The organism is Streptomyces sp. CB02923 (genome assembly GCF_001905005.1).
In the GTDB taxonomy this organism is placed as follows: Bacteria; Actinomycetota; Actinomycetes; order Streptomycetales; family Streptomycetaceae; genus Streptomyces.
The window spans coordinates 482,132-505,928 of the sequence record NZ_LWKZ01000001.1 but is presented as its reverse complement, the minus strand read 5'-3'; the positions used below and the strand labels follow the sequence as shown (position 1 = coordinate 505,928).

The 23,797-nt window shown below is 73.4% G+C and carries 1 protein-coding gene; it reads left to right on the top strand.

The features are described 5' to 3' along the window. Positions 1-1,173: 1,173 nt before the first annotated feature. The gene (locus A6A06_RS02025; protein WP_073758160.1) at positions 1,174-23,220 is read left to right on the top strand and encodes a non-ribosomal peptide synthetase; all 22,047 of its coding nucleotides are present in this window, start codon (positions 1,174-1,176) and stop codon (positions 23,218-23,220) included. Positions 23,221-23,797: the final 577 nt, after the last annotated feature.

Sequence of the window (23,797 nt, the reverse complement as noted above, 5' to 3'; positions counted from 1 at the left end):
CCGGCGGTGTCGCCGTGATCGCCGCTTTCGAATCTGCGGCCCCGGCGTTCGTCCGCCGGCAGCCGGCCATGGTCCCCCGGTCGCCCTGTGGCCGGAGTCGCCCATGCGGCCGCTCCGCATTTTCACAGTAGCAACTCGGCGTGTATCGGAGGAGGTCGTGCCCGGTGTCCAGGGGCGATTTCCGCCGCGCGGCCGACGGCAGCCGGAAAGCGAAGACCGCGTTCCGGTTCGGGTCCGTTTCGGCCAGGGCGCCCGGCATCGCCACCGGGCCGGAGCCCGGCGGAGGTTGCCCAGGGCGAAGGTCGGCCGGGGGCGCGCGGTGCCGGGGCTGCCGGTCTGACCAGCGCATATCCGCGACGCGGCGGACCAGTTCGACGGCCGCCGGGGCGGCGGAGGCATCGCCTTGACGCTTTCGCAGGACTGCTGATTAACTCGCGATGGCTTGATCGATGGGCCCGGAGCGGGTCCGGATGGTGTGCACTTTCGGGGGTTGTGTATCCATGCCACAAGGCGTACGAGCGAGACCGTGGCCCGGCCACGCCCATGAGGTCGCGGCAGTGTGGCGCGAGGTTTCCGTCCGGCCGTACCCACTGCCATCGCCCTGATTTCCCGAACGGCTCCACCGGAGCGCCGTCCCACGGAACCGTGACGGACCGCGCACCGGCTGCGGACCTCGGCAATTCCCTGCGTCAACGGTAACGACCACGCCCGGCACGGCAGTTCGCCGAACGGGTGACCGGCAGGGTGCCCAGGGGAAAATCTGTTCACCCTTGACCTTCGTCCCGGGTGTGTGAGAACACGGCATCAGAACCCGGCCCGGCCGGATTCCTGTCCCTTTCCCCGCCGATTTCCCGTCCGGACCGACCACCGGAGCGGAAAGCACCGGAAATCACCGGACTTCTCCCTGTGGGGCGGGCCCGGCACCGTCGCTGACCGCCTCCGGCTCTCTTTCCGTTCTCTCCCACTCGGCGCCGCCTTTTCGCCGGGCGTCACCGTCCTGCCTCCGGGCCGCCGTGCGCGGTGCGTCCGCCATGCCGCGCGCCGGGCGCCGCCCCCCGACGCCGTCCTCGCCCCATTCCCCGACGCCGTCCCTCCGACGCTGCTCATCCCACCCGGCCGACGACCGACCAGTGCCGCATTGCCCTGTGCGGGGCAGGAAGAAGGAACCAGCTCATGATCCCGTTGTCCTTTGCGCAGCGCCGGCTGTGGTTCCTGCACCAGCTGGAGGGCCCGTCGGCGACGTACAACATGCCGCTGACGCTGCGGCTGAAGGGTGCGGTGGACGGCGAGTCCCTGCGGTCCGCGCTGCGCGACGTGATGGCCCGGCACGAGACGCTGCGTACGGTCTTCCCCGAGGTGGACGGCGAGCCGCGGCAGGTGGTGCTGGACGCGGCAGCAGCGGACTTCGGCTGGGAGCACCGGCAGATACCGGAGGCGGGGCTCCGGGCGGCGCTGGAACGGGCGGCCCGGCACCACTTCGACCTGGCCACCGAGGTCCCGGTCCGCCTGTGGCTGTACGAGACCGGCCCGCAGGACCACGTCCTGCTGCTGTTGATCCATCACATCGCGGGCGACGGCTGGTCCATGGGGCCGCTCGCCCGCGACGTCGTCGAGGCGTACACCGCACGGACCGAGCAGCGCGACCCGGACTGGCCCGAACTGCCGGTGCAGTACGTGGACTACACCCTGTGGCAGCGTGAACTGCTCGGCGACGAGGCCGACCCGGACAGCGTCTTCGCGCGACAGGTCGCTTACTGGCGCGACCAGTTGGGCGGCCTGCCCGACCTGGTGAGCTTCCCCACCGACCGCCCGCGGCCCGCGGTGGCCTCCTACGAAGGCGAGCGCCTCACCTTCGACCTGGACCCCGCCCTGCACCGGCGGCTGGTGGAGCTGGCCCGGCAGTCGAACACGACCGTCTTCATGGTGCTCCAGGCCGCGATGGCCGCGCTGCTCACCCGCCTCGGCGGCGGCCACGACATTCCCCTGGGCAGCGGCGTGGCCGGCCGCACCGACGAGGGCCTGGACGACCTCATCGGCTTCTTCGTCAACACGTTCGTGCTGCGGACGGACACCTCCGGCGACCCGGCGTTCGAGGAGCTGCTCGGCCGCGTACGGCGGACGAGCCTCGCCGCGTACGAGCACCAGGACGTACCGTTCGAGCACCTGGTGGAACGCCTCAACCCGCGGCGCTCCACCGCCCACCACCCCCTCTTCCAGGTCGCCCTGGTCCTCCAGAACGCGCCGAGCGAGGACTTCCAGCTGCCCGGCCTCCAGGTGCAGGCCGACGTGGTGAGCGCCGGGACCTCCCGCTTCGACATGCTCATCTCCCTCACCGAGGGCCACGACGCCGCGCACGGCCCGACGGGCATCGAGACCGTCGTCGAGTACGCGACCGAGCTGTTCGACCGCGCCACGGTCGAGGGTCTGCTGGCCCGCTGGGTCCGGGTACTGGAGCAGGTGACGGCCGACCCGTCGGTGCGGATCGGTGAGGTCGAGCTGCTGTCGGGTGCCGAGCGGGACCAGGTGGTGGCGGAGTGGAACCGGACGGCCGTCGGGGTACCGGCCGCCACGCTCGCCGGGCTGTTCGCCGCCCATGTGCGCCGGGACGCGGACGCTAGTGCGATTGTTCGCGGTGGCGAGTCGCTGTCGTACGGGGAGCTGGACGCGCGGGCGAACCGGCTGGCGCACTGGCTGCGGGGGCAGGGTGTGGGTCCGGAGTCGCTGGTGGGGGTGGTGTTGCCGCGGTCGGTGGAGATGGTGGTGGCCGTCCTTGGCGTACTGAAGGCCGGTGGCGCGTACGTACCTGTCGACCCCGAGTACCCGCAGGAGCGCCGGGAGTTCATCCTCGGTGACGCGGCTCCGGTGCTGGTGCTGGACGAGGCGGCGCTGAGCCGGGACCTGTCCGGGTTCCCCGACACGGCCCCGCCGGGTGCGGTGGAGCTCGACCACCCGGCCTATGTCATCTACACCTCCGGCTCCACAGGGCGCCCCAAGGGCGTCGTGGTCTCCCACCGGGGTGTGGCGAGCCTGGCGCACGCGCAGGCCGAGCGGCTGGGGGTGACGGCTGACAGTCGGGTGCTTCAGTTCGCGTCGCCCAGTTTTGATGCGGCCTGGTGGGAGCTGGTGATGGCGTTCTCGTCGGGTGCCGCGCTGGTGGTGCCGGAGGAGGGCCGTCTGGTCGGTGAGGCCCTGTACGCGGTCCTGGAGCAGCAGCGGATTTCTCACGTCACGCTGCCGCCGTCGGTGCTGGGGGCGTTGCCGTCGGGTGCGGAGTCCGGGCTGTCGGGGCTAAAGGCGGTGGCGCTGGCGGGGGAGGCGGTGCCGCCGGAGCTGGTGGCCCGGTGGTCGGTGGGCGGCCGGGTGGTCGTCAACGCGTACGGGCCGACGGAGTCGACGGTGTGCGTCTCGATGAGCGCCACGACAGACGAGTTGGTCGCGCCGATCGGCCGTCCGGTGACCAACACCAAGGCGTACGTGCTGGATGCGGAGTTGCGTCCGGTGCCGGTGGGTGTGGTGGGTGAGCTGTACGCGTCGGGCGCGGGTCTGGCGCGTGGTTACGCGAACCGGCCGGGGCTGACGGCGGAGCGTTTCGTGGCGTCGCCGTTCGAGGCGGGCGTGCGGATGTACCGGACGGGCGACCTGGCGCGCTGGCGCGCGGACGGGCAGCTGGAGTACGCGGGCCGGGCTGACGAACAGGTCAAGGTCCGGGGCTTCCGCATCGAGCCCGGCGAGATCGAGTTTGCGCTGACGGCCTCGGAGGGCGTACGGCAGGCCGTGGTCATCGCGCGCGAGGACACGCCCGGCGACCAGCGGCTGGCCGCGTACGTGGTGCCGGACCTCGACGCGGCGATGCGCGCCGGGGCGGAGGCCGACGGGGACGCGCAGGTGGAGGAGTGGCGGGAGATCTACGACTCGGTGTATGCCGAGACGGGTGCCAAGGGCCTCGGTTTTGGTGAGGACTTCGCGGGCTGGGACAGCTCGTATACGGGGGAGCCGATCCCGCTGGGGGAGATGCGCGCGTGGCGCGATGCGGTCGTGGAGCGGGTGCGGGGCTTTGGTGGTGCGCGGGTGCTGGAGGTCGGTGTGGGTGCCGGTCTGCTGATGGCGCACCTGGCTCGCGATGTCGACGAGTACTGGGGTACGGACCTGTCCGGTGCGGTGATCGAGCGGCTGTCGGTGCAGGTGGCGGAGGCGGGGCTGAGCGATCGGGTGCGGTTGTGCGCCCAGGCGGCGGATGACGTGGACGGTCTGCCGTCCGGTCATTTCGACACCGTACTGATCAACTCGGTGGTGCAGTACTTCCCGGACGGGGCTTACCTGGCCACGGTCGTCGGACAACTGCTCGACCTCCTGGCTCCCGGCGGCCGTCTGGTGATCGGTGATGTGCGGCACGCCGGTTCGCTGCGGGCGCTGCACGCGGCTGTCCACTCCGGCCGGAGCGCATCCGCACGGGCCGTGGTGGACCGGGCGGTGCTGCTGGAGAAGGAGCTGGTCACGGCGCCGGAGTTCTTCGCGGAGCTGGCGGCGGACGACGACCGGGTCGGCGCGCTGGACATCCGCCTCAAGCCGGGTGCGTACCACAACGAGCTGACGCGGCACCGCTACGAGGTGGTGCTGCACAAGGCCCCCGAACAGATCGTGGACGTAGCCAGTGCGCGTCAGCTGGGATGGACGGCTGACCTGGATCTGGGCGCGGTGCTGGCTCGCTTCGACGGTGTGCCGCTGCGTGTCACCGGGATTCCCAGTGCGCGGCTGGTTGCCGAGGTGGCGGCGGAGCGGGCGCTGGACGGACTGGACGCCGAGGAGTTCGGCAGTACGGCCATCGATCCGGATGACCTGATCGTGCGGGGCCGTGAGCACGGGCTCCGGATTGTTCCTACCTGGTCGTCGCGGTCGGTGGCGCTGTTCGACGCGGTGATCCTCCCGGCCGACGCGGAGGACGTGGCACTGTCGGGCGTCTACGTGCCTGCTGCCACCGGCGGCCCGTGGACCAACAACCCCGTCGCGGCCCGTGGCATCGGCGCCGTCGTGAAGGCGGCCCGCGCACGTCTCGCCGAGCGGCTGCCGGAATACATGGTCCCGTCGGTGGTGATGGTCCTGGACCGGCTGCCGCTGACGCCCAACGGCAAGCTGGACCGCAAGGCCCTCCCGGCACCCGAATACGTCACCACCACAAGTGGCCGCATGCCCCGCACCGACCAGGAAGCCACCCTGTGCGCCCTGTTCGCCGAGGTGCTGGGTGTGGACCGGGTCGGTATCGACGACAGTTTCTTCGACCTCGGCGGGCACTCCCTGCTCGCCACCCGCCTCGTCAGCCGCATCCGCAGCGCTCTCGACGTCGAGATCCCGATCAAGGATGTCTTCGGCGCGCCGACGGTCGCCGCGTTGGCCGGCCGTCTTGCGGCGGCGGGGGAGCGGGCCCGTACGGCGCTGGTGCGGCTGCCGCGCCCCGAGCGGCTGCCGCTGTCGTTCGCGCAGCGCCGCCTGTGGTTCCTGCACAAGCTGGAGGGGCCGTCCGCGACGTACAACATGCCGCTGGTGCTGCGCCTGACGGGCGGTGCCGACGCGGACGTCCTGCGGGCGGCGCTGGGCGACGTGGTGGCGCGGCACGAGTCGCTGCGTACCGTCATCCGGGAGAGCCGCGAGGGGGAGCCGTACCAGCTGGTACTGGACGCCGCCGAGGCGGACTTCGGCTGGGAGCGCCGTACGGTCACGGAGGCGGAGCTGCCCGCCGCCCTCGACGAGGCGGCGCGGTACGGCTTCGACCTGGCCGCCGAGGTTCCGCTCCGGGCCTGGCTGCACGACATCGACGACGACACCGGCGTGCTGCTGCTCCTGATGCACCACATCGCGGGGGACGGCTGGTCCATGGGCCCGCTGGCGCGCGACGTCATGGCGGCGTACGGCGCCCGCGTCCAGGGCGGTGCTCCGCAGTGGGCGGAGCTGCCGGTGCAGTACGCGGACTACACCCTGTGGCAACGGCAACTGCTGGGCGACGCGGCCGACCCGGACAGCGTCTACGCGGAACAGGTGGGCTACTGGACCGGTCAGCTGACGGGCCTCCCCGACCAGGTGACGTTCCCCGCCGACCGGCCCCGCCCGGCCGTCACGTCCCACGAGGGCGGCCACCTCGCCTTCACCATCGACGCCGGTCTGCACGGGCGGCTGGTGGAGCTGGCGCGGCGGTCGAACACGACGGTGTTCATGGTGTTGCAGGCGGGTATGGCGGCGTTGATGACGCGTCTCGGTGCGGGGACGGACATTCCGCTGGGGTCGCCGATCGCGGGGCGTATGGACGACGCCCTCGATGACCTGGTGGGTTTCTTCGTCAACACGCTGGTGCTGCGGACGGACACGTCCGGTGATCCGAGCTTCGAGGAGTTGCTCGGCCGCGTACGTGACACCAACCTGGCCGCGTACGCGCACCAGGACGTCCCGTTCGAGCACCTGGTGGAGCTGCTGAACCCGGAGCGTTCCACCTCCCACCACCCGCTCTTCCAGGTGATCCTCGGCCTCCAGAGCGGTCAGGAAGCCGCCTTCCGTCTCCCCGGCCTCCGGGTCGAGGTGGAGGGTGTCGGCCTCAGCGTGGCCAGGGCCGACCTGGTCTTCAATGTGGCCGAGGGGTACGACGGGGCCGGTGAGCCGACCGGCATCGAGGCGCTGGCCGAGTACGCCACGGCGCTGTACGACCGTGCCACCGTCGAAGGCTTCGCCGCGCGCTGGCTGCGCCTGCTGGAGCAGGTGACGGCCGACCCGTCGATGCGGATCGGCCGGGCGGAACTGCTGACGGCGGCGGAGCGCACCCGTCTGCTGGCCGAGTGGAACGCCACAGGCGCCGACGTGCCCGCGAAGACACTGGCCGGACTGTTCGAGGACGAGGTGCGCCGCGCCCCGCAGGCCCCCGCCGTGCTGTCCGGCCCCCTGACCGTGTCGTACGGGGAGCTGGAGGCGCGGGCGAACCGGCTGGCGCACTGGCTGTGCGGGCAGGGTGTGGGTCCGGAGAAGCTGGTGGGGGTGGTGCTGCCGCGCTCGGTCGAGATGGTGGTCGCGGTCCTCGGCATCCTCAAGGCCGGTGGCGCGTACGTACCCGTAGACCCCGAGTACCCGCAGGAGCGCCGGGAGTTCATTCTCAGCGACTCCGCGCCGGTCCTCGTCCTGGACGAGGCAGCGCTGCGCCGGGACCTGTCCGGGTTCCCGGACACCGCCCCGGACGTGCGCGTCGCACCGGAGCACCCCGCCTACGTCATCTACACCTCCGGTTCCACCGGCACGCCCAAGGGCGTCGTCGTCTCCCACCGTGGCGTGGCGAGCCTGGCCCGTGCGCAGGGCCGCCCCATGGGGGTCGGCACGGACAGCCGGGTGCTCCAGTTCGCGTCGCCCAGCTTCGACGCCGCCTGGGCGGAACTGGTGATGGCGTTCTCGTCGGGCGCCGCGCTCGTGGTCCCGGAGAGCGGCCGTCTGGTCGGCGAAGCCCTCGCGCGGGTGCTCGCGGAGCACGGCGTGACGCATGTGACGCTGCCGCCGTCCGTACTGGGCGCGCTGCCGCCCGGCACGGAGTCGCGTCTGCCCGCGCTGCGGACCGTGCTGGTGGCCGGTGAGGCGGTGCCGCCGGAGCTGGTGGCCCGCTGGTCGGCGGACGGGCGGGAGGTCGTGAACGCGTACGGCCCGACGGAGTCCACCGTCTGTGTCTCGATGAGCGACCCGGTGGGCACCACGGACGTGTCGGCCGCGCCGATCGGCCGCCCGGTCCCCAACACGCGTACGTACGTGCTGGATGCCGGGCTGCGTCCGGTGCCGGTGGGTGTGACCGGTGAGCTGTACGCGTCGGGTGCGGGGCTGGCGCGTGGTTACGCGAACCGCCCGGGGCTTACGGCGGAGCGCTTCGTGGCGTCGCCGTTCGATCCGGGCGTGCGGATGTACCGCACCGGTGACCTGGCGCGGTGGCGCGCCGACGGGCAGCTGGAGTACCTGGGCCGCGCCGACGAACAGGTCAAGATCCGCGGCTTCCGTATCGAGCCCGGCGAGATCGCGTCGCGGCTGGCCGCCGTGGAAGGCGTACGGCAGGCTGCCGTCGTCGCGCGGGAGGACGTTCCCGGTGACCGGCGTCTCGTCGCGTACGTCGTGCCGGACGGTACGGCCGCGACGACCGGGCCCGCCGGGCTCACCTCGTATCTTGCGGAGCGGCTGCCCGCCCACCTGGTCCCGTCGGCCGTCGTGATCCTGGACCGGCTGCCGCTGACCCCGAACGGCAAGCTGGACCGCAGATCCCTGCCCGCCCCCGAGTATGCGGCCCCGGCCGACGGCCGTGCCCCGCGCACCCCGCAGGAAGAGGTCCTGTGCGGCCTGTTCGCCGAGGTGCTGGGCGTGGACCGGGTCGGTATCGACGACAGTTTCTTCGACCTCGGCGGGCATTCGCTGCTCGCCACCCGCCTGGTCAGCCGGGTCCGCAGCGTCCTCGGTACGGAACTGCCGATCAAGGACGTGTTCGGCACGCCCACGGTCGCCGGTCTGGCCACACGCCTGGGCGCGTCCGGCGGCCGGCTGCGTACGGCACTGGCGCCCATGCCGCGTCCGGCGGCCGTGCCCCTGTCGTTCGCGCAGCGCCGCCTGTGGTTCCTGCACAAGCTGGAGGGGCCGTCCGCCACGTACAACATCCCGCTGGCCCTGCGGCTCGTGGGCGGGGTGGACACGGAGGCGCTGCACGTGGCCCTGCGGGACGTGGTCGGGCGGCACGAGTCGCTGCGTACGGTCTTCCCGGAGCGTGACGGCGAGCCGTACCAGCGGGTGCTGGACCCGGCCGGAGCGGGCTTCGGCTGGGAGCGCCGTACCGTCACGGAGGCGGAGCTGCCCGCCGCCCTCGACGAGGCGGCCCGGTACGCCTTCGAGCTGGCCACCGACGTTCCCGTGCGCGCGCTGCTCTTCGAGTCCGGCGCGCGGGAGAGCGTGCTGCTGCTCCTGCTGCACCACATCGCGGGGGACGGCTGGTCCATGGGCCCCCTGGCCCGTGACGTGGTCGCCGCCTACACGGCCCGCGTCCAGGGCGATGCCCCGCAGTGGACCGGGCTGCCGGTGCAGTACGCGGACTACTCCCTGTGGCAGCGCGAGCTGCTGGGCGACGAGGCCGACGCGGACAGCGTCTACGCGAAGCAGGTCGACTACTGGCGTACGCAGCTGGCGGGCCTGCCGGAACAGGTGTCCCTCCCCGCCGACCGGCCGCGCCCGGCCGTCGCCTCCTACGAGGGCGCGTCCCTCCTCTTCGAACTGGACGCCGGTCTGCACGGGCGGCTGGTGGAGCTGGCGCGCCGGTCGAACACGACGGTGTTCATGGTGCTCCAGGCCGGCATGGCCGCGCTGATGACGCGTCTCGGTGCGGGGACGGACATTCCGCTGGGGTCGCCGATCGCGGGGCGTATGGACGACGCTCTCGATGACCTGGTGGGTTTCTTCGTCAACACGCTGGTGCTGCGGACGGACACGTCCGGTGATCCGAGCTTCGAGGAGTTGCTCGGGCGCGTACGTGACACCAACCTGGCTGCGTACGCGCACCAGGACGTCCCGTTCGAGCACTTGGTGGAGCTGCTGAACCCGGAGCGTTCCACCTCCCACCACCCGCTCTTCCAGGTGATCCTCGGCCTCCAGAACGCCCAGGAGGCAGGCTTCGACCTGCCGGGCATCCAGGTGGACATCGAGGGCGTCGACCTCGGCATCTCCAAGGCCGACCTCGAACTGAACGTGGTGGAGCGGCACGGCACGGACGGCGGGCCGCAGGGCGTCGCCGCTGCCGTCCAGTACTCCACCGAGCTGTTCGACGGGCCGACGGTCGAGGGGCTGCTGGTCCGGTGGAAGCGGCTGCTGGAGCAGGTGACGGCCGATCCGTCGGTGCGGATCGGCAGGGTCGAGCTGCTGTCGGGCGATGAGCGTAGGCAGATCGTCTCCGAGTGGAACCGGACGGCCGCCGAGGTGCCCGCCGCCACGCTCGCCGGGCTGTTCGCCGCTCACGCGCGCCGGGACGCGGGCGCTGTCGCGGTCGTCTGCGGTGGCGAGTCGTTGTCGTACGGGGAGCTGGAGGCGCGGGCGAACCGGCTGGCGCACTGGCTGCGCGGTCAGGGTGTGGGTCCGGAGAAGCTGGTGGGGGTGGTGCTGCCGCGCTCGGTCGAGATGGTGGTCGCGGTCCTCGGCATCCTCAAGGCCGGTGGCGCGTACGTACCTGTCGATCCTGAATACCCGCAGGAGCGGCGGGAGTTCATTCTCGGTGATTCCGCGCCGGTCCTCGTCCTGGACGAGGCAGCGCTGCGCCGGGACCTGTCCGGGTTCCCGGACACCGCCCCGGACGTGCGCGTCGCACCGGAGCACCCCGCCTACGTCATCTACACCTCCGGTTCCACCGGCACACCCAAGGGCGTCGTCGTCTCCCACCGTGGCGTGGCGAGCCTGGCGCACGCGCAGGCCCAGCGGCTCGGTGTGGCGGCGGGCAGCCGGGTGCTCCAGTTCGCCTCGCCCAGCTTCGACGCCGCCTGGTGGGAGCTGGTGATGGCGTTCGGCTCCGGTGCCACGCTGGTGGTTCCCGAGGGTGGGCGGTTGGTCGGCGAGGCCCTGCGGGAGGTGCTGGCCGGACAGCGGGTGACGCACCTGACGCTGCCGCCGTCGGTGCTGGGCGCGGTCCCGGCGGGTGCCGAGACGGCGCTGGACGCGCTCGCGATGGTGGTGCTGGCGGGCGAGGCCGCGCCGCCGGAGCTGATCGCCCGCTGGTCGGCGGGCGGCCGGGAGGTCGTCAACGCGTACGGCCCCACGGAGTCGACGGTCTGTGTCTCGATGAGCGGGACCACGGACGAGACGGCCGCGCCGATCGGGCACCCGATCGCCAACACGCGTACGTACGTGCTGGATGCTGGTCTGCGTCCGGTGCCGGTGGGCGTGACCGGTGAGCTGTACGCGTCGGGTGCGGGCCTGGCGCGCGGTTACGCGAACCGTCCGGGGCTTACGGCGGAGCGCTTCGTGGCGTCGCCGTTCGAGCCGGGCGCGCGGATGTACCGCACCGGTGACCTGGCGCGGTGGCGCGCCGATGGCCAGTTGGAGTACCTGGGCCGGGCCGACGAACAGGTCAAGCTGCGTGGCTTCCGTATCGAGCCCGGCGAGATCGAGTCCGTGCTGACCGGCTTCGACGGTGTACGGCAGGCCGTCGTCATCGTGCGTGAGGACACGCCCGGTGACCAGCGGCTCGTCGCCTACGCCGTGCCGGACGCCACGGGCGGCTCCGCGCCCGCCGACCCGGCGGCGCTCCTCGCGCGCCTGGCGGAGCGGCTGCCGGAGTACCTGGTACCGGCCGCCGTGCTGCTGCTGGACCGGCTCCCGCTGACCCCGAACGACAAGCTGGACCGCAGGGCCCTGCCCGTACCGGACTACGCGGCCGGTGCGGCGGCCGACGGAGGGCGTGCCCCGCGCACCCCGCAGGAAGAGACGCTGTGCCGTCTGTACCGCGAGGTGCTGGACGTGGACCGGGTCGGTCTCGACGACAGCTTCTTCGACCTCGGCGGGCATTCCCTGCTCGCCACCCGGCTCGTCAGCCGGGTGCGCGCCGAACTCGATGTGGAACTCCCCTTCAGGGTGCTGTTCGAGGCGCCGACGGTGGCCGGACTGGTCGAACAGCTCGGCCTCGGCGGCCCGACGCGCACCGCGCTGGGCCCCATGCCGCGCCCGGACCTGATCCCGCTGTCCTTCGCGCAGCGCCGCCTGTGGTTCCTGCACCAGCTGGAGGGCCCGTCGGCGACGTACAACATGCCGCTGCCGCTGCGGCTGAAAGGCACGGTGGACCACGAGGCGCTGCGGGCCGCGCTGCTCGACGCGGTCGGCCGGCACGACGCGCTGCGTACGGTCTTCCGCGTCACCGACGGCGAGCCCCACCAGGTGGTGCTGGACGCCGCCGACGCCGGTTTCGGCTGGGAGCGCCGTACGGTCACGGAGGCCGAGCTGCCCGCCGCCCTCGACGAGGCGGCCCGGTACACCTTCGACCTGGCTGCCGAACTTCCCTTCCGGGCACGGCTGTTCGAGCTGGGGCCGGATGACTGCGTCCTGCTGCTGCTCCTGCACCACATCACCGGTGACGGCTGGTCCATGGGGCCGCTGGCCCGCGACGTGGTGACGGCGTACGAGGCGCGCAAGCGCGGTGCGGCGCCGCGCTGGGAGGCCCTGCCGGTGCAGTACATCGACTACACGCTGTGGCAGCGCGAACTGCTCGGCGACGAGGACGACCCGGAGAGCATGTACGGACAGCAGGTCGCCTACTGGCGCGAGGCGCTGGCCGGGCTGCCCGAGCAGATCAGCCTGCCCGCCGACCGCCCCCGTCCCGCCGTGGCCTCGTACACCGGCGCCTCGGTGCCCTTCGAGCTGGACGCGGCGGTGCACGCGCGGCTGGCGGACCTGGCCCGCGCCTCCGGCGGCACGGTCTTCATGGCCCTCCAGGCCGCCCTGGCCGGGCTGCTGACGCGGCTCGGCGCCGGGACCGACATCCCGGTGGGCTCCCCGGTCGCCGGGCGCATGGACGACGCGCTCAACGACCTGGTCGGCTTCTTCGTCAACACGCTGGTGCTGCGCACGGACACGTCCGGCGACCCCGGCTTCGAGGAGCTGCTCGGCCGCGTACGCGACACCAACCTGGCCGCCTACGCCCACCAGGACGTGCCGTTCGACCACCTCGTCGAACTGCTCAACCCCCGGCGCTCCACCTCCCACCACCCCCTCTTCCAGGTGATGCTGGTCCTCCAGGACGACCCGTCCGGCGGCTTCACGCTGCCCGGCCTGGACGTCAGCGGCGAGACGGTGGACATCGGGACCGCCAAGGCGGACCTGTCGGTCAACGTGCTGGAGCGGCACGGCGCCGACGGCGCGCCGGCCGGGATCGCGGGCTCGGTGAAGTACGCGGCCGACCTGTTCGACCGGTCCACGGTCGAAGGGCTGCTGGCGCGCTGGAAGCGGCTGCTGGAGCAGATGACGGCCGACCCGTCGCTGCCGCTCGGCCGGGTCCGGCTGCTCGACGAGCGGGAGCGCGGACAGCTGCTCACCGCCTGGAACGACACGGCGGTCGAGGTGCCGGAGTTCACCGTCGCCGAGCAGTTCGAGATCCAGGTGCGGCGCGCCCCGGACGCGGTCGCGGTGGTGTGTGGCACGGAATCCGTCACGTACGGGGAGCTGAACGCGCGGGCCAACCGGCTGGCGCACCGGCTGATCGGGCAGGGCGTCCGGCCGGAGACGCGGGTGGCGGTCGTGCTGCCGCGGTCCGTCGGCCTGGTGGTGGCGCTGCTGGCCGTACTGAAGGCGGGCGGCGCGTACGTACCCGTCGACCCGGAGTACCCGCGGGAGCGGCGGGCGTTCGTCCTCGCCGACGCGGCGCCGCTGCTCGTCCTCGACGCGGCGGCACTGGACCGGGACCTGTCCGGCTACCCGGACGACGACCCCGAGACCGACGTCGCGATGGAGCACCCGGCGTACGTCATCTACACCTCCGGCTCCACCGGCACCCCCAAGGGCGTGGTCACCGAACACCGCGCCCTCGTCAACTACCTCAACTGGGCCGCCCACCACTACCCGGCGGCCCGCGGCGCCACCCTGGTGCCCACCTCCATCGCCTTCGACCTCACCGTCACCGGCCTCTACACGACGCTGACCGTCGGCGGCCGGGTCTGCCTGGGCAGCCTGGACGACGTCGCCGGGCAGGACAACGCGGTGCCGGTGGCCCTGCTGAAGGCCACGCCGTCGCACCTGCCGCTCCTCGGCGACCTGCCCGAGCGCTGGTCGCCCGGGGAGATGTTGATCCTCGGCGGCGAGCCACTGACCTCCGCGGCCCTCGCGCAGTGGCGCGCCGGCCACCGCCGGGTGACCGTCGTCAACGCCTACGGGCCGACCGAGACGACCGTCAACTGCACCGAATTCCGCATCGGCCCGAAGCAGAAGCTGCCCGCCGGGCCGGTGCCCATCGGCCGCCCGTTCTGGAACATGCGGGCGTACGTCCTCGACGCGCGCCTGGAACCGGTGCCGACCGGCACGGCGGGCGAGCTGTACGTGTCGGGCGCCCAGCTGGCCCGCGGCTACCTCGGCCGCGCGGGACTGACCGCGGAGCGCTTCGTGGCCTGCCCGTTCGAGCCGGGCGTACGGATGTACCGCACCGGTGACCTGGCGCGGTGGCGCCCGGACGGCCAGCTGGAGTACGCGGGCCGGGCCGACGAACAGATCAAGATCCGCGGCTTCCGCGTCGAGCCCGGCGAGGTCGCCTCGGCCCTGCTGGACCACCCTGACGTGCGACAGGCCGTCGTCGTGGCCCGCGACGCCGGGCAGGGCGACACCCGCCTGGTCGGCTACGTGGTGCCCGAAGGGCAGGCGGCGTTCGACGCCGCCGCGCTGCGCGCGCACGCCGCCGGACAGCTGCCGGAGTACATGGTCCCGGCCGCGGTGGTGGCCCTCGACGCCGTACCGCTGACGCCCAACGGCAAGCTGGACCACCGCGCGCTGCCCGCCCCCGACTTCGGCGCCCTCAGCGAAGGGCGCGCACCGCGCACCCCGCGGGAAGAGCTGCTGTGCGCCCTGTACGCCGACGTGCTCGGCGTCGCACGGGTCACCGTCGACGACAGCTTCTTCGACCTGGGCGGCCACTCCCTGCTCGCTACCCGGCTGGTCGGCCGCGTCCGCGCGGCCCTCGGCATCGAGCTGCCGCTCGGCGCGGTCTTCGAGGCACCGACCGTCGCCGGGCTGGCCGCCCGGCTGGACGCCGCCGGGGGACAGGCCCGTACGGCACTCGTGCCCATGCCCCGCCCGCAGGCCGTACCGCTGTCCTTCGCGCAGCGCCGCCTGTGGTTCCTGCACCAGCTGGAGGGCCCCTCGGCCGCCTACAACTGGCCGCTCGCGCTCCGGCTCACCGGCACCGTGGACCGGCAGGCGCTGCGCGCGGCGCTGAACGACCTGGCCGGGCGGCACGAGTCGCTGCGCACCGTCTTCCCGGACGTGGACGGCGAACCGCGGCAGGTGGTGCTCGAACCGGCCGACGCCGTACTGGACCTGAGGGCCGAGGAGGTGACGGCGGAGCGGCTGCACCGGGCCGTGCAGGAGGCGGCCGGACACCGCTTCGGGCTGGACAGCGAACCGCCCGTACGGGCCTGGCTGTTCGAGCGCCCGGATGGCGGCGCGCCGGTCCTCGTGCTCGTCATGCACCACATCATCGGTGACGGCGCCTCCCGCGCCCCGCTGATGCGCGACCTCAGGACCGCCTACGAGGCCCGCCTCGCGGGTACGGCCCCGGACTGGAGCCCGCTGCCCGTCCAGTACGCGGACTACGCGATCTGGCAGCAGGAACTCCTCGGCCGGGCCGACGAGCCGGACAGCATGGCCGCGCGCCAGCTCGCGTACTGGAAGGACGCCCTCGACGGCATCCCGGCCCAGCTGGAACTGCCCACCGACCGGCCGCGCCCCGCCGTCGCCGACTACCGCGGCGGCCTGCTGCCCTTCACCCTGGACGCGGAACTGCACGCCGGGCTGCGGCAGCTCGCCGCGGACACCCGCACCACTCTGTTCATGGTGCTCCAGACCGGTTTCGCCGCGCTGCTGTCCCGGCTCGGCGCCGGCCACGACATCCCCGTCGGCGTCCCGATCGCGGGCCGCACCGACGAGGCCCTGTCCGGCCTGGTGGGCTTCTTCGTCAACACGCTGGTGCTCCGTACGGACACCTCCGGCGACCCCCGGTTCGGCGACCTCCTCGCCCGCGCACGGGACCGCTCCCTGGCCGCCTACGCCCACCAGGACCTGCCGTTCGAGTACCTGGTCGAGGCGGTCAACCCGGTGCGGTCGCTCTCCGGCAACGCGCTGTTCCAGGTCATGTTCGCGCTCCAGAACACCGAGGCGCCGACGCTGACCATGGCCGGCGCCGAGGCCGAGCCGTACCCGCTGGACAGCGAGAACTCCAAGTTCGACCTGTTCCTGAGCATGGGCGAGGCCCTGACGGAAGCGGGCACCCCCGACGGCATCGGCGCCACGCTGGAGTACGCCACCGAACTGTTCGACCGGAGCACCGCCGAGAAGATCGCCGCCTGGTACACCGGCTTCCTGCGCGCAGTGGTCCGCGACCCGTCCGTCCGCCTCGCCGACGCCCGGCTGCTCTCCGACGCGGAGCACACCGAACTGCTCCGGACGCGCAACGCGACCGGCGGCGGCACGCCCGCCGGGCTGCCGCACGAACGGTTCGAGCGGCAGGCGGCCCGCACCCCCGGCGCCCTCGCCGTGCGCGCGGGCGACCAGGAGACGGCCTACGCGGACCTGAACCGCCGCGCCAACCGGCTCGCGCGCCACCTGCTGGACAGCGGCATCCGCCGGGACAGCGTGGTGGCGCTGGCGCTGCCCCGCACGGCGGACCTGGTCGTCGCGCTGCTGGCCGTCTGGAAGACCGGCGCGGCCTACCTGCCGCTCGACCCGGCCAACCCGGCCGACCGGCTCGCGTACGTCCTCCAGGACGCGGCCCCGGCCGCCGTGATCACCACCGCGGCACTGCACGGCGCTCTGCCCGGCCCGCTGCCCGAACCGTGCGTACGCCTCGGCGACCCGGACACCGAGGAACAGCTCCTCGCCCGCCGGGACGACGACGTGACCGACGCCGAACGCGGCACACCGGCCCACCCGGCGGACGCCGCGTACGTCATCTACACCTCGGGATCCACCGGCCGCCCGAAGGGCGTGGTGATCTCCCACGCGAGCATCGCGCACTTCCTGGACGCGGTGCTGACCCGCGTACCGATGACGCCCGACGACCGCATGGTCGCCGCCACCACGATCACCTTCGACATCGCGGCCGTGGAGATCCACGCCCCGCTGCTGTCCGGCGCGAGCGTGGTGCTCGCCCCGTCCGGGACCGCCAAGGACCCGCTCGCCCTGCGCCGCCTGGTCGCGGAGAGCGGCGCGACCCTCTTCCAGGCCACCCCGTCCGTCTACCGGTCGATGCTGGGCGGCTCCGGCGACGGCCCCGACGAGGCCGCCGCGGACCTCGCGGGCGTACGGCTGCTGGTCGGCGGCGAGGCGCTGCCCGCCGCCCTGGCCGAGCGGCTGCACGCCCAGGGCGGCGGAGCCGTCAACCTCTACGGGCCGACGGAAGCCACCGTCTGGGTCACCACCGGCGACGTCACCGGACCCGAACGGCCGCCGATGATCGGCCGGCCGCTCCCGAACGTGCGGGTGTACGTCCTGGACGAGAAGCTGCGGCCGGTGCCGGACGGCGTCGCCGGTGAGCTGTACGTGGCCGGGCCGTTCCTCGCCCGCGGCTACCTGAACCGCCCCGGCCTGAGCGCCGAACGCTTCGTCGCCGACCCGTACGGCGGCCCCGGCACGCGGATGTACCGCACCGGCGACCTCGTCAAGTGGCGCGGACAGCACGGCCTGGAATTCGCGGGACGGACCGACGACCAGGTCAAGGTCCGCGGCTTCCGCATCGAGCCGGGCGAGATCGAGGCCGCCCTCACCCGCCAGGACGGCATCGCCGCCGCCACCGTGCAGGTACGCGAGGACCACGACGGCACCCCGCGCCTGGTCGGCTACGTCGTACCCGACCAGGACGCGACGGCGGACGGCGAGGACGGCCGCCGGGTCGCCTCCTGGCAGGAGGTGTACGAGGAGGTCTACCGCGGCCAGGCGGGCAGCGGCGGCTTCTGGGAGGACTTCGGCATCTGGACGAGCAGCTACGACGGCTCGCCCCTCCCGCTCACCGAGATGCACGAGTGGCGCGCCGCGGCGGTCGGGGGCATCCGGCGCCTCGCGCCCCGCAACGTCCTCGAACTCGGCGTCGGCAACGGCCTGATCCTGTCCCGGGCCGCCCCGCACTGCGCGGCCTACTGGGGCACCGACTTCTCCGCCGCGGCCGTCGAGACCCTGCGGGCCCGGGTGGCGGAACGCGACGACCTGCGCGGCCGCGTCGAACTGCGGGCCCAGCCCGCCGACGACACGACCGGGCTGCCCGAAGGATTCTTCGACACCGTCGTCGTCAACTCCGTCGCCCAGTACTTCCCCGACGCCCGCTACCTGACCGACGTCATCACCAAGGCCCTGGCCCTGCTCGTCCCGGGCGGCTCGCTCTTCCTCGGCGACATCCGCAACCTGCGCCTGCTGCGCACCCTCCAGGCCGGGGTCGCCGCACAGGCCCTCGGCGCCGACGCGGACCCGGCCGCCCTGCGCGCCCAGGTCGGCCAGCGCACCGCGGCCGAGGAGGAACTGCTCCTCGCACCCGGCTTCTTCACCACGCTGGCGGCGGACCTCCCGGACGCCGGCGGCGTCGACATCCGCCTCAAGCGCGGCACCTCCGCCAACGAACTGTCCCGCTACCGCTACGACGTGGTCATCACCCGGGCCCCGGCCGCACCCGACCCGGCCGACGACCTGCCCGCCGTCACCTGGCAGCAACTGGGCGCGGACCTCGACGGCCTGGCCGGACCGCTGCGCGAGCACCCCGGCGGCCTGCGGCTGACGGACGTGCCCAACAGTCGCCTGGACGCCGACAGGGCCGTACTGCGCCGCATCGACGGCGGCACCGGGCCGGGCACCGGAACCGACCCGGAAGCCGTGCACCAGTACGTCGAACGGCTCGGTTTCCACGCCGTCGCGACCTGGTCGGCCCGGCACGACGACCGCTTCGACGCCGTCGTGCTGCCGGGCCCCGACGTGCCCGGCACGCTCGTGGCGGCCTACCGCGGCACCACCCCCGGCGACCGGACACCGGCGGAGTACGCCAACAGTCCGGCCCGCACCGACCGGACCGCCGAACTCAGCCGCGGCCTGCGGGCCGGGCTGCGCCGGTGGCTGCCCGAGTACATGATCCCGTCCGCGTTCGTCGTGCTGGACCGGCTGCCGCTCTCCCCGATCGGCAAGCTGGACCGCAAGGCCCTGCCCGCCCCCGACTACGGGCTGCTCAGCGGCGGCCGGGCGCCCCGCACACCCCGCGAGGAAGCCCTGTGCGGCCTGTTCGCCGAGGTGCTCGGACTGGAACGGGTCGGCATCGACGACAGCTTCTTCGAACTGGGCGGCCACTCCCTGCTCGCCACGCGCCTGGTCAGCCGCATCCGCAAGGCGCTGGGCACCGAGGTGCCGATCGCCGCGGTGTTCGAAGCGCCCACGGTGGCCGGACTCGCCGGGCGGCTGGACGCGGGCGGCCGGGCCCGTACAGCCCCGGTGGCCGGAGCGCGCCCGGACGCCGTACCGCTGTCGTACGCGCAGCGCCGCCTGTGGTTCCTGCACAAGCTGGAGGGCCCGTCCGCGACGTACAACATGCCGCTGGCGCTGCGCCTGAAGGGCCCGCTCGACCAGGAGGCGCTGCGCGGCGCCCTGCACGACGTGACCGCCCGGCACGAGTCGCTGCGCACCGTCTTCCCCGAGGCCGACGGCGAGCCGCGCCAGGTGGTCCTGGAGACCGCGGCCGCCGGCTTCGGATGGCGGGTACGCGGCGTCACGGCGGCGGAGCTGCCCGGCGCGCTGCGGGACGCGGCGGCCCACCCGTTCGACCTGGCCGCCGAACCGCCCGTACGCGCCGAGCTGTTCGAGGAGAGCGACGCCGACGGCGGCCCCGGCCACGTCCTGCTGATCCTGCTGCACCACATCGCGGGCGACGCCTGGTCCGCGGGCCGCCTGGTCCGCGACCTGGCCGCCGCCTACACCGCGCGGCGCGACGGCGGCACACCCCGCTGGCCCGCCCTGCCGGTCCAGTACATCGACTACGCGCTGTGGCAGCGCGACGTGCTCGGCGACGAGGACGACCCCGACAGCGCCATCTCCCGGCAGATCGCCTACTGGCGGAAGCTGCTGGACGGCGCACCGGAGGAACTGGCCCTGCCCGCCGACCGGCCGCGCCCGGCCGAGCCGAGCTACGCGGGCGGCGCCGTCACCTTCGCACTGCCGGCCCGCACCCACCGCGGCCTCGCGTCGCTGGGCACCGCCTCCGGCGCGAGCCCCGCCATGGTGATCCAGGCCGCGGTGGCCGCTCTGCTGGCCAAGCACGGCGCCGGTACGGACATCGTGCTCGGCACCCCCGTCGCCGGACGGACCGACGAGGCGCTGGACGACCTGGTCGGTTTCTTCGTCAACACGCTGGTGCTGCGCGCCGACCTGTCCGGCGACCCGTCGTTCGGCGAGCTGATCGACCGGGTGCGGCAGGCCGGCCTGGAGGCGTACGCCCACCAGGACCTGCCGTTCGAGCGGCTGGTGGAGATCGTCAACCCGTACCGGTCGACGGCCCGGCACCCGCTCTTCCAGGTCATGGTCGACTTCGGGGTGCAGGGCACCGAAGGCCCCGGCCTGCCCGGACTGGACGTCGAAGCGGTCGAACTGGAGGCCGGTGCGGCCAAGTTCGACCTGGATTTCACCTTCAACGAACGCGTCGCGGACGACGGCACGCCCGGCGGCGTCCTGGGCACCCTGCGCTACGCCACCGAACTGTTCGACCACGCGACGGTCACCACCCTCGCGGAACGGCTGGTGGACCTGGTCGGCGCGCTGGTGGCCGACCCGCGCCAGAAGGTGTCCCGGCTCGACGTGCGGACCGCCGGCGAGCGCCGGCTCATGGCGGAGCAGACGGCCCGGAGCCAGCAGCGCACCGCCGCACCGGACACCGTGGTCCGCCTCTTCGAGCGGCAGGCGGCGGCCACACCCGGGGCGCCCGCCGTGACCGCGGCCGACGGCACGCTGACGTACGGGCAGCTCAACGGCCGCGCCAACCGGCTCGCCCGGCGGCTGGCCGGGCTCGGCGCCGGACCCGGGCAGGTGGTGGCGCTCGCGGCGCCGCCGTCCGCGCGGGCGGTCGTCGCGCTGCTGGCCGTCCTCAAGGCGGGCGCGGCGTACGTGGCACTCGACGGCCCGGACGAGCCCGCGCCCCACCGGGACGCCCTCGACGCGGCCGGTGCGCTGCTGGTCGTCGCCGGGCCGGGCTTCGACGCCGCGGCCGCGGGCGGACGGACCGTCGTCCCGCTGGACGAGACGCACGCGGACGCCCCGGCTGAAGCCGACCTCACCGACGCCGAGCGGACCGCCCCGCTGCTGCCGGACCACCCGGCGCGCGCCGCGCACCGCCCAGCCCACCTCCCCGTACCGCATGCGGCGCTCACCGAGCTGTTCGCCCACCACCAGGAGCACCTGTTCGCCGACGCCGTGAGCGCGGCGGGGCGGGAGCGGCTGCGCGTCGCCCTGACCGTGCCGCTCTCCGCACCCGGCGCCTGGGACGCTCTGGCGGCCCTGCTCGCCGGGCACGAGCTGCACCTGCACGACACCCGGCCGGACCTCGGACTGCCGACGCCGGAGGACACCGCCGCGCAGCTCCGCGCGGCCGGTGCCCACCTGGTCGCCACCACGCCACGGCAGGCCGAACAGCTGCTGGACGCGGGCCTCTGCACGCCGGACGGCGACCGTCCCGCCCCCCTCGGCCTGGTGCTGTCCGGCGAGCCCGCCGGAACGGCGCTGTGGCACCGGCTGCGGGCGCTGCCGACGACGCGGGCGTACGCCGTGCACCGCCCCTCCGGGTGCGCGGCGGCCGCGCTGCCGTGCCGCGTGGCGGATTCGGCGGCACCCACCCTCGGCAACCCGTCGGCCGGTACCGGGGCGTACGTCCTGGACGCCGGTCTGCGGCCGGTGCCGCCGGGGGTGACGGGTGAGCTGTACGTCCATGTCCCGCAGCGGCACGCGGCGTACGCGGGCGCGGCCGTGCTCACCGGGGAGCAGCTGGTGCCCGACCCGTTCCGTCCGGGCGCGTGGATGTACCGCACGGGCGAGCTCGCGCGCCACCGCACCGGCGCGGACGGGCCCGCCCCGGCGCCCGTCGCACAGCCGGGGGAGCGCACCACCCTGCGCGGCCTGCGGATCGAACCGCGCGCCGTCGAGGACGTGCTGACCTCCCATCCGGCGGTCGCCGCGGCCGCGGTGGCCGTCCACGACGACGGTGACGGGGAGGAAGTCCTGACGGCGTACGCGGTGCCCGCGCGCGCCACCGCCGCCGCCCCCGAGCCCGCCGCGCTCCGCGCACACCTGGCCGAGCGGCTGTCGGAACACCTCGTCCCGGCCGCCGTGGTCCTGCTCGACCGGCTTCCGCTGACCGTCCACGGCACGCTCGACCGGGCGGCACTGCCGCTGCCGCAGACCGCGCCGGACGGTTCCGGACGCCCGCCGCGCACGCCCCGGGAAGAACTGCTGTGCGGCCTGTTCGCGGAAATCCTCGGCACCCCGCAGGTGAACGTGGACGACAATTTCTTCGAACTCGGCGGACATTCCCTCTCGGCGGTACGGCTGCTCGTCCGCATCCAGGCGGTACTGGGCGTGGAATTCCCGGTGAAGGCCATTCTGGAAACACCGACGGTGGCCGGACTGGCCCGGCGCCTGGACGCGGACACCGAGGACGGCGCACTCGATGTGCTGCTGCCGCTGCGGACACACGGCAGCAAGCCGCCGGTCTTCTGCGTCCACGCCGGAAGCGGCCTCGGCTGGTCGTATTCGGGACTCCTGCGGCACCTCGACCCGGACGTACCCGTGTACGCCGTACAAGCGGCCGGACTCGACGGGTCGGGAAACCTTCCCCATTCCGTCGAGGAAATGGCCGCGCATTACGCCGACCGCATCACTGAGCTGCAGCCGGACGGCCCGTACCACCTGCTCGGCTGGTCGTTCGGCGGAATCGTCGCGCACCGGATGGCGGACCTGCTGGAGAAGCGCGGCAAGCGCGTCGGACTGCTCACCCTGCTCGACTGCCACCCGGCGAGCACGGTCGCCCGGGAGGAGGTCGAGGAGTCGCTGGCGAAGGTCGGCACGGCCGACGTGTACCGCGCCATGCTGGCGCTCTTCGACATCGAACTCGACGACGACGCGGCGGCGCGGCTCACCCACGAGACCACCGTGGACCTGCTCCGCTCGGAGAACACCGCGCTGGCCGGCCTCTCCGAGACCGAGGTCAGGGCGATGACGGAGGTCACGGTCAACAACGCGCGCATCGGACTGGACGTGGTGCACCGCCCGGTCGCCGCGCCCGCACTGGTCCTGGCCGCCGCGGAAGAGACCGGGCACCGGCTCCGGCCGGGCATGTGGGACCCGTATTTCGAAGGCGGCGTCGATTTCCGGGAGATTCCCTGCAAGCACACCCACATGATGAATCCCGGGCCGCTGGAGCTCATCGGGGCCATCGTCTCCGAGAAGCTGCGGAACACCTCCCGGGAGGGGACGGCGGAGTGACCTGACAACGGCGAACTGCCGTACCAGCAGGCGGCGACAAGGGCCCGGACGTCCGCACCGCGGCGACCGTTCCCGCGGTTTTCGGCGCGGCGTGGGCGCAATTGCCCGCGCCCGCGGAAAAGACGGTCGCCCGACGGCCGGACGGCGCACGGGATTTGTCCGCGCGCGGAGATCTGCGACCTTGACGCCGCCCCGGGCGGCTGGTTGACTCAAGTGAGATCCAGGCAGCCGGTCGGCCGGCCGGATCGGATAGCGACGGTGTGCATGTCTACGGGGGATTTCGATATGGCACGAGTCAAGCGGAGAGGGCCGCGACCACCGGCCTTTGCGCAGCGGGAATTCAGTACGGCGCCGCGTTCGGCGAACCGTCCCGGGTGACACCGGCCAGGCGCCCGCACGCGTCCGTACGAGGACGCTGACGCGACACCACCTTTCCGCGAGCCCATCCGGGTGTGTTCGCGTCTTTCCCATCGCCGTACGGCTGTTCCGCATCCGTACCTGAACCGTACGCACCATCCTGAACCGTACGCACCATGAACCGGTGTTCCGCGGCGCCCTGCCCGGCGGACCGGACCTC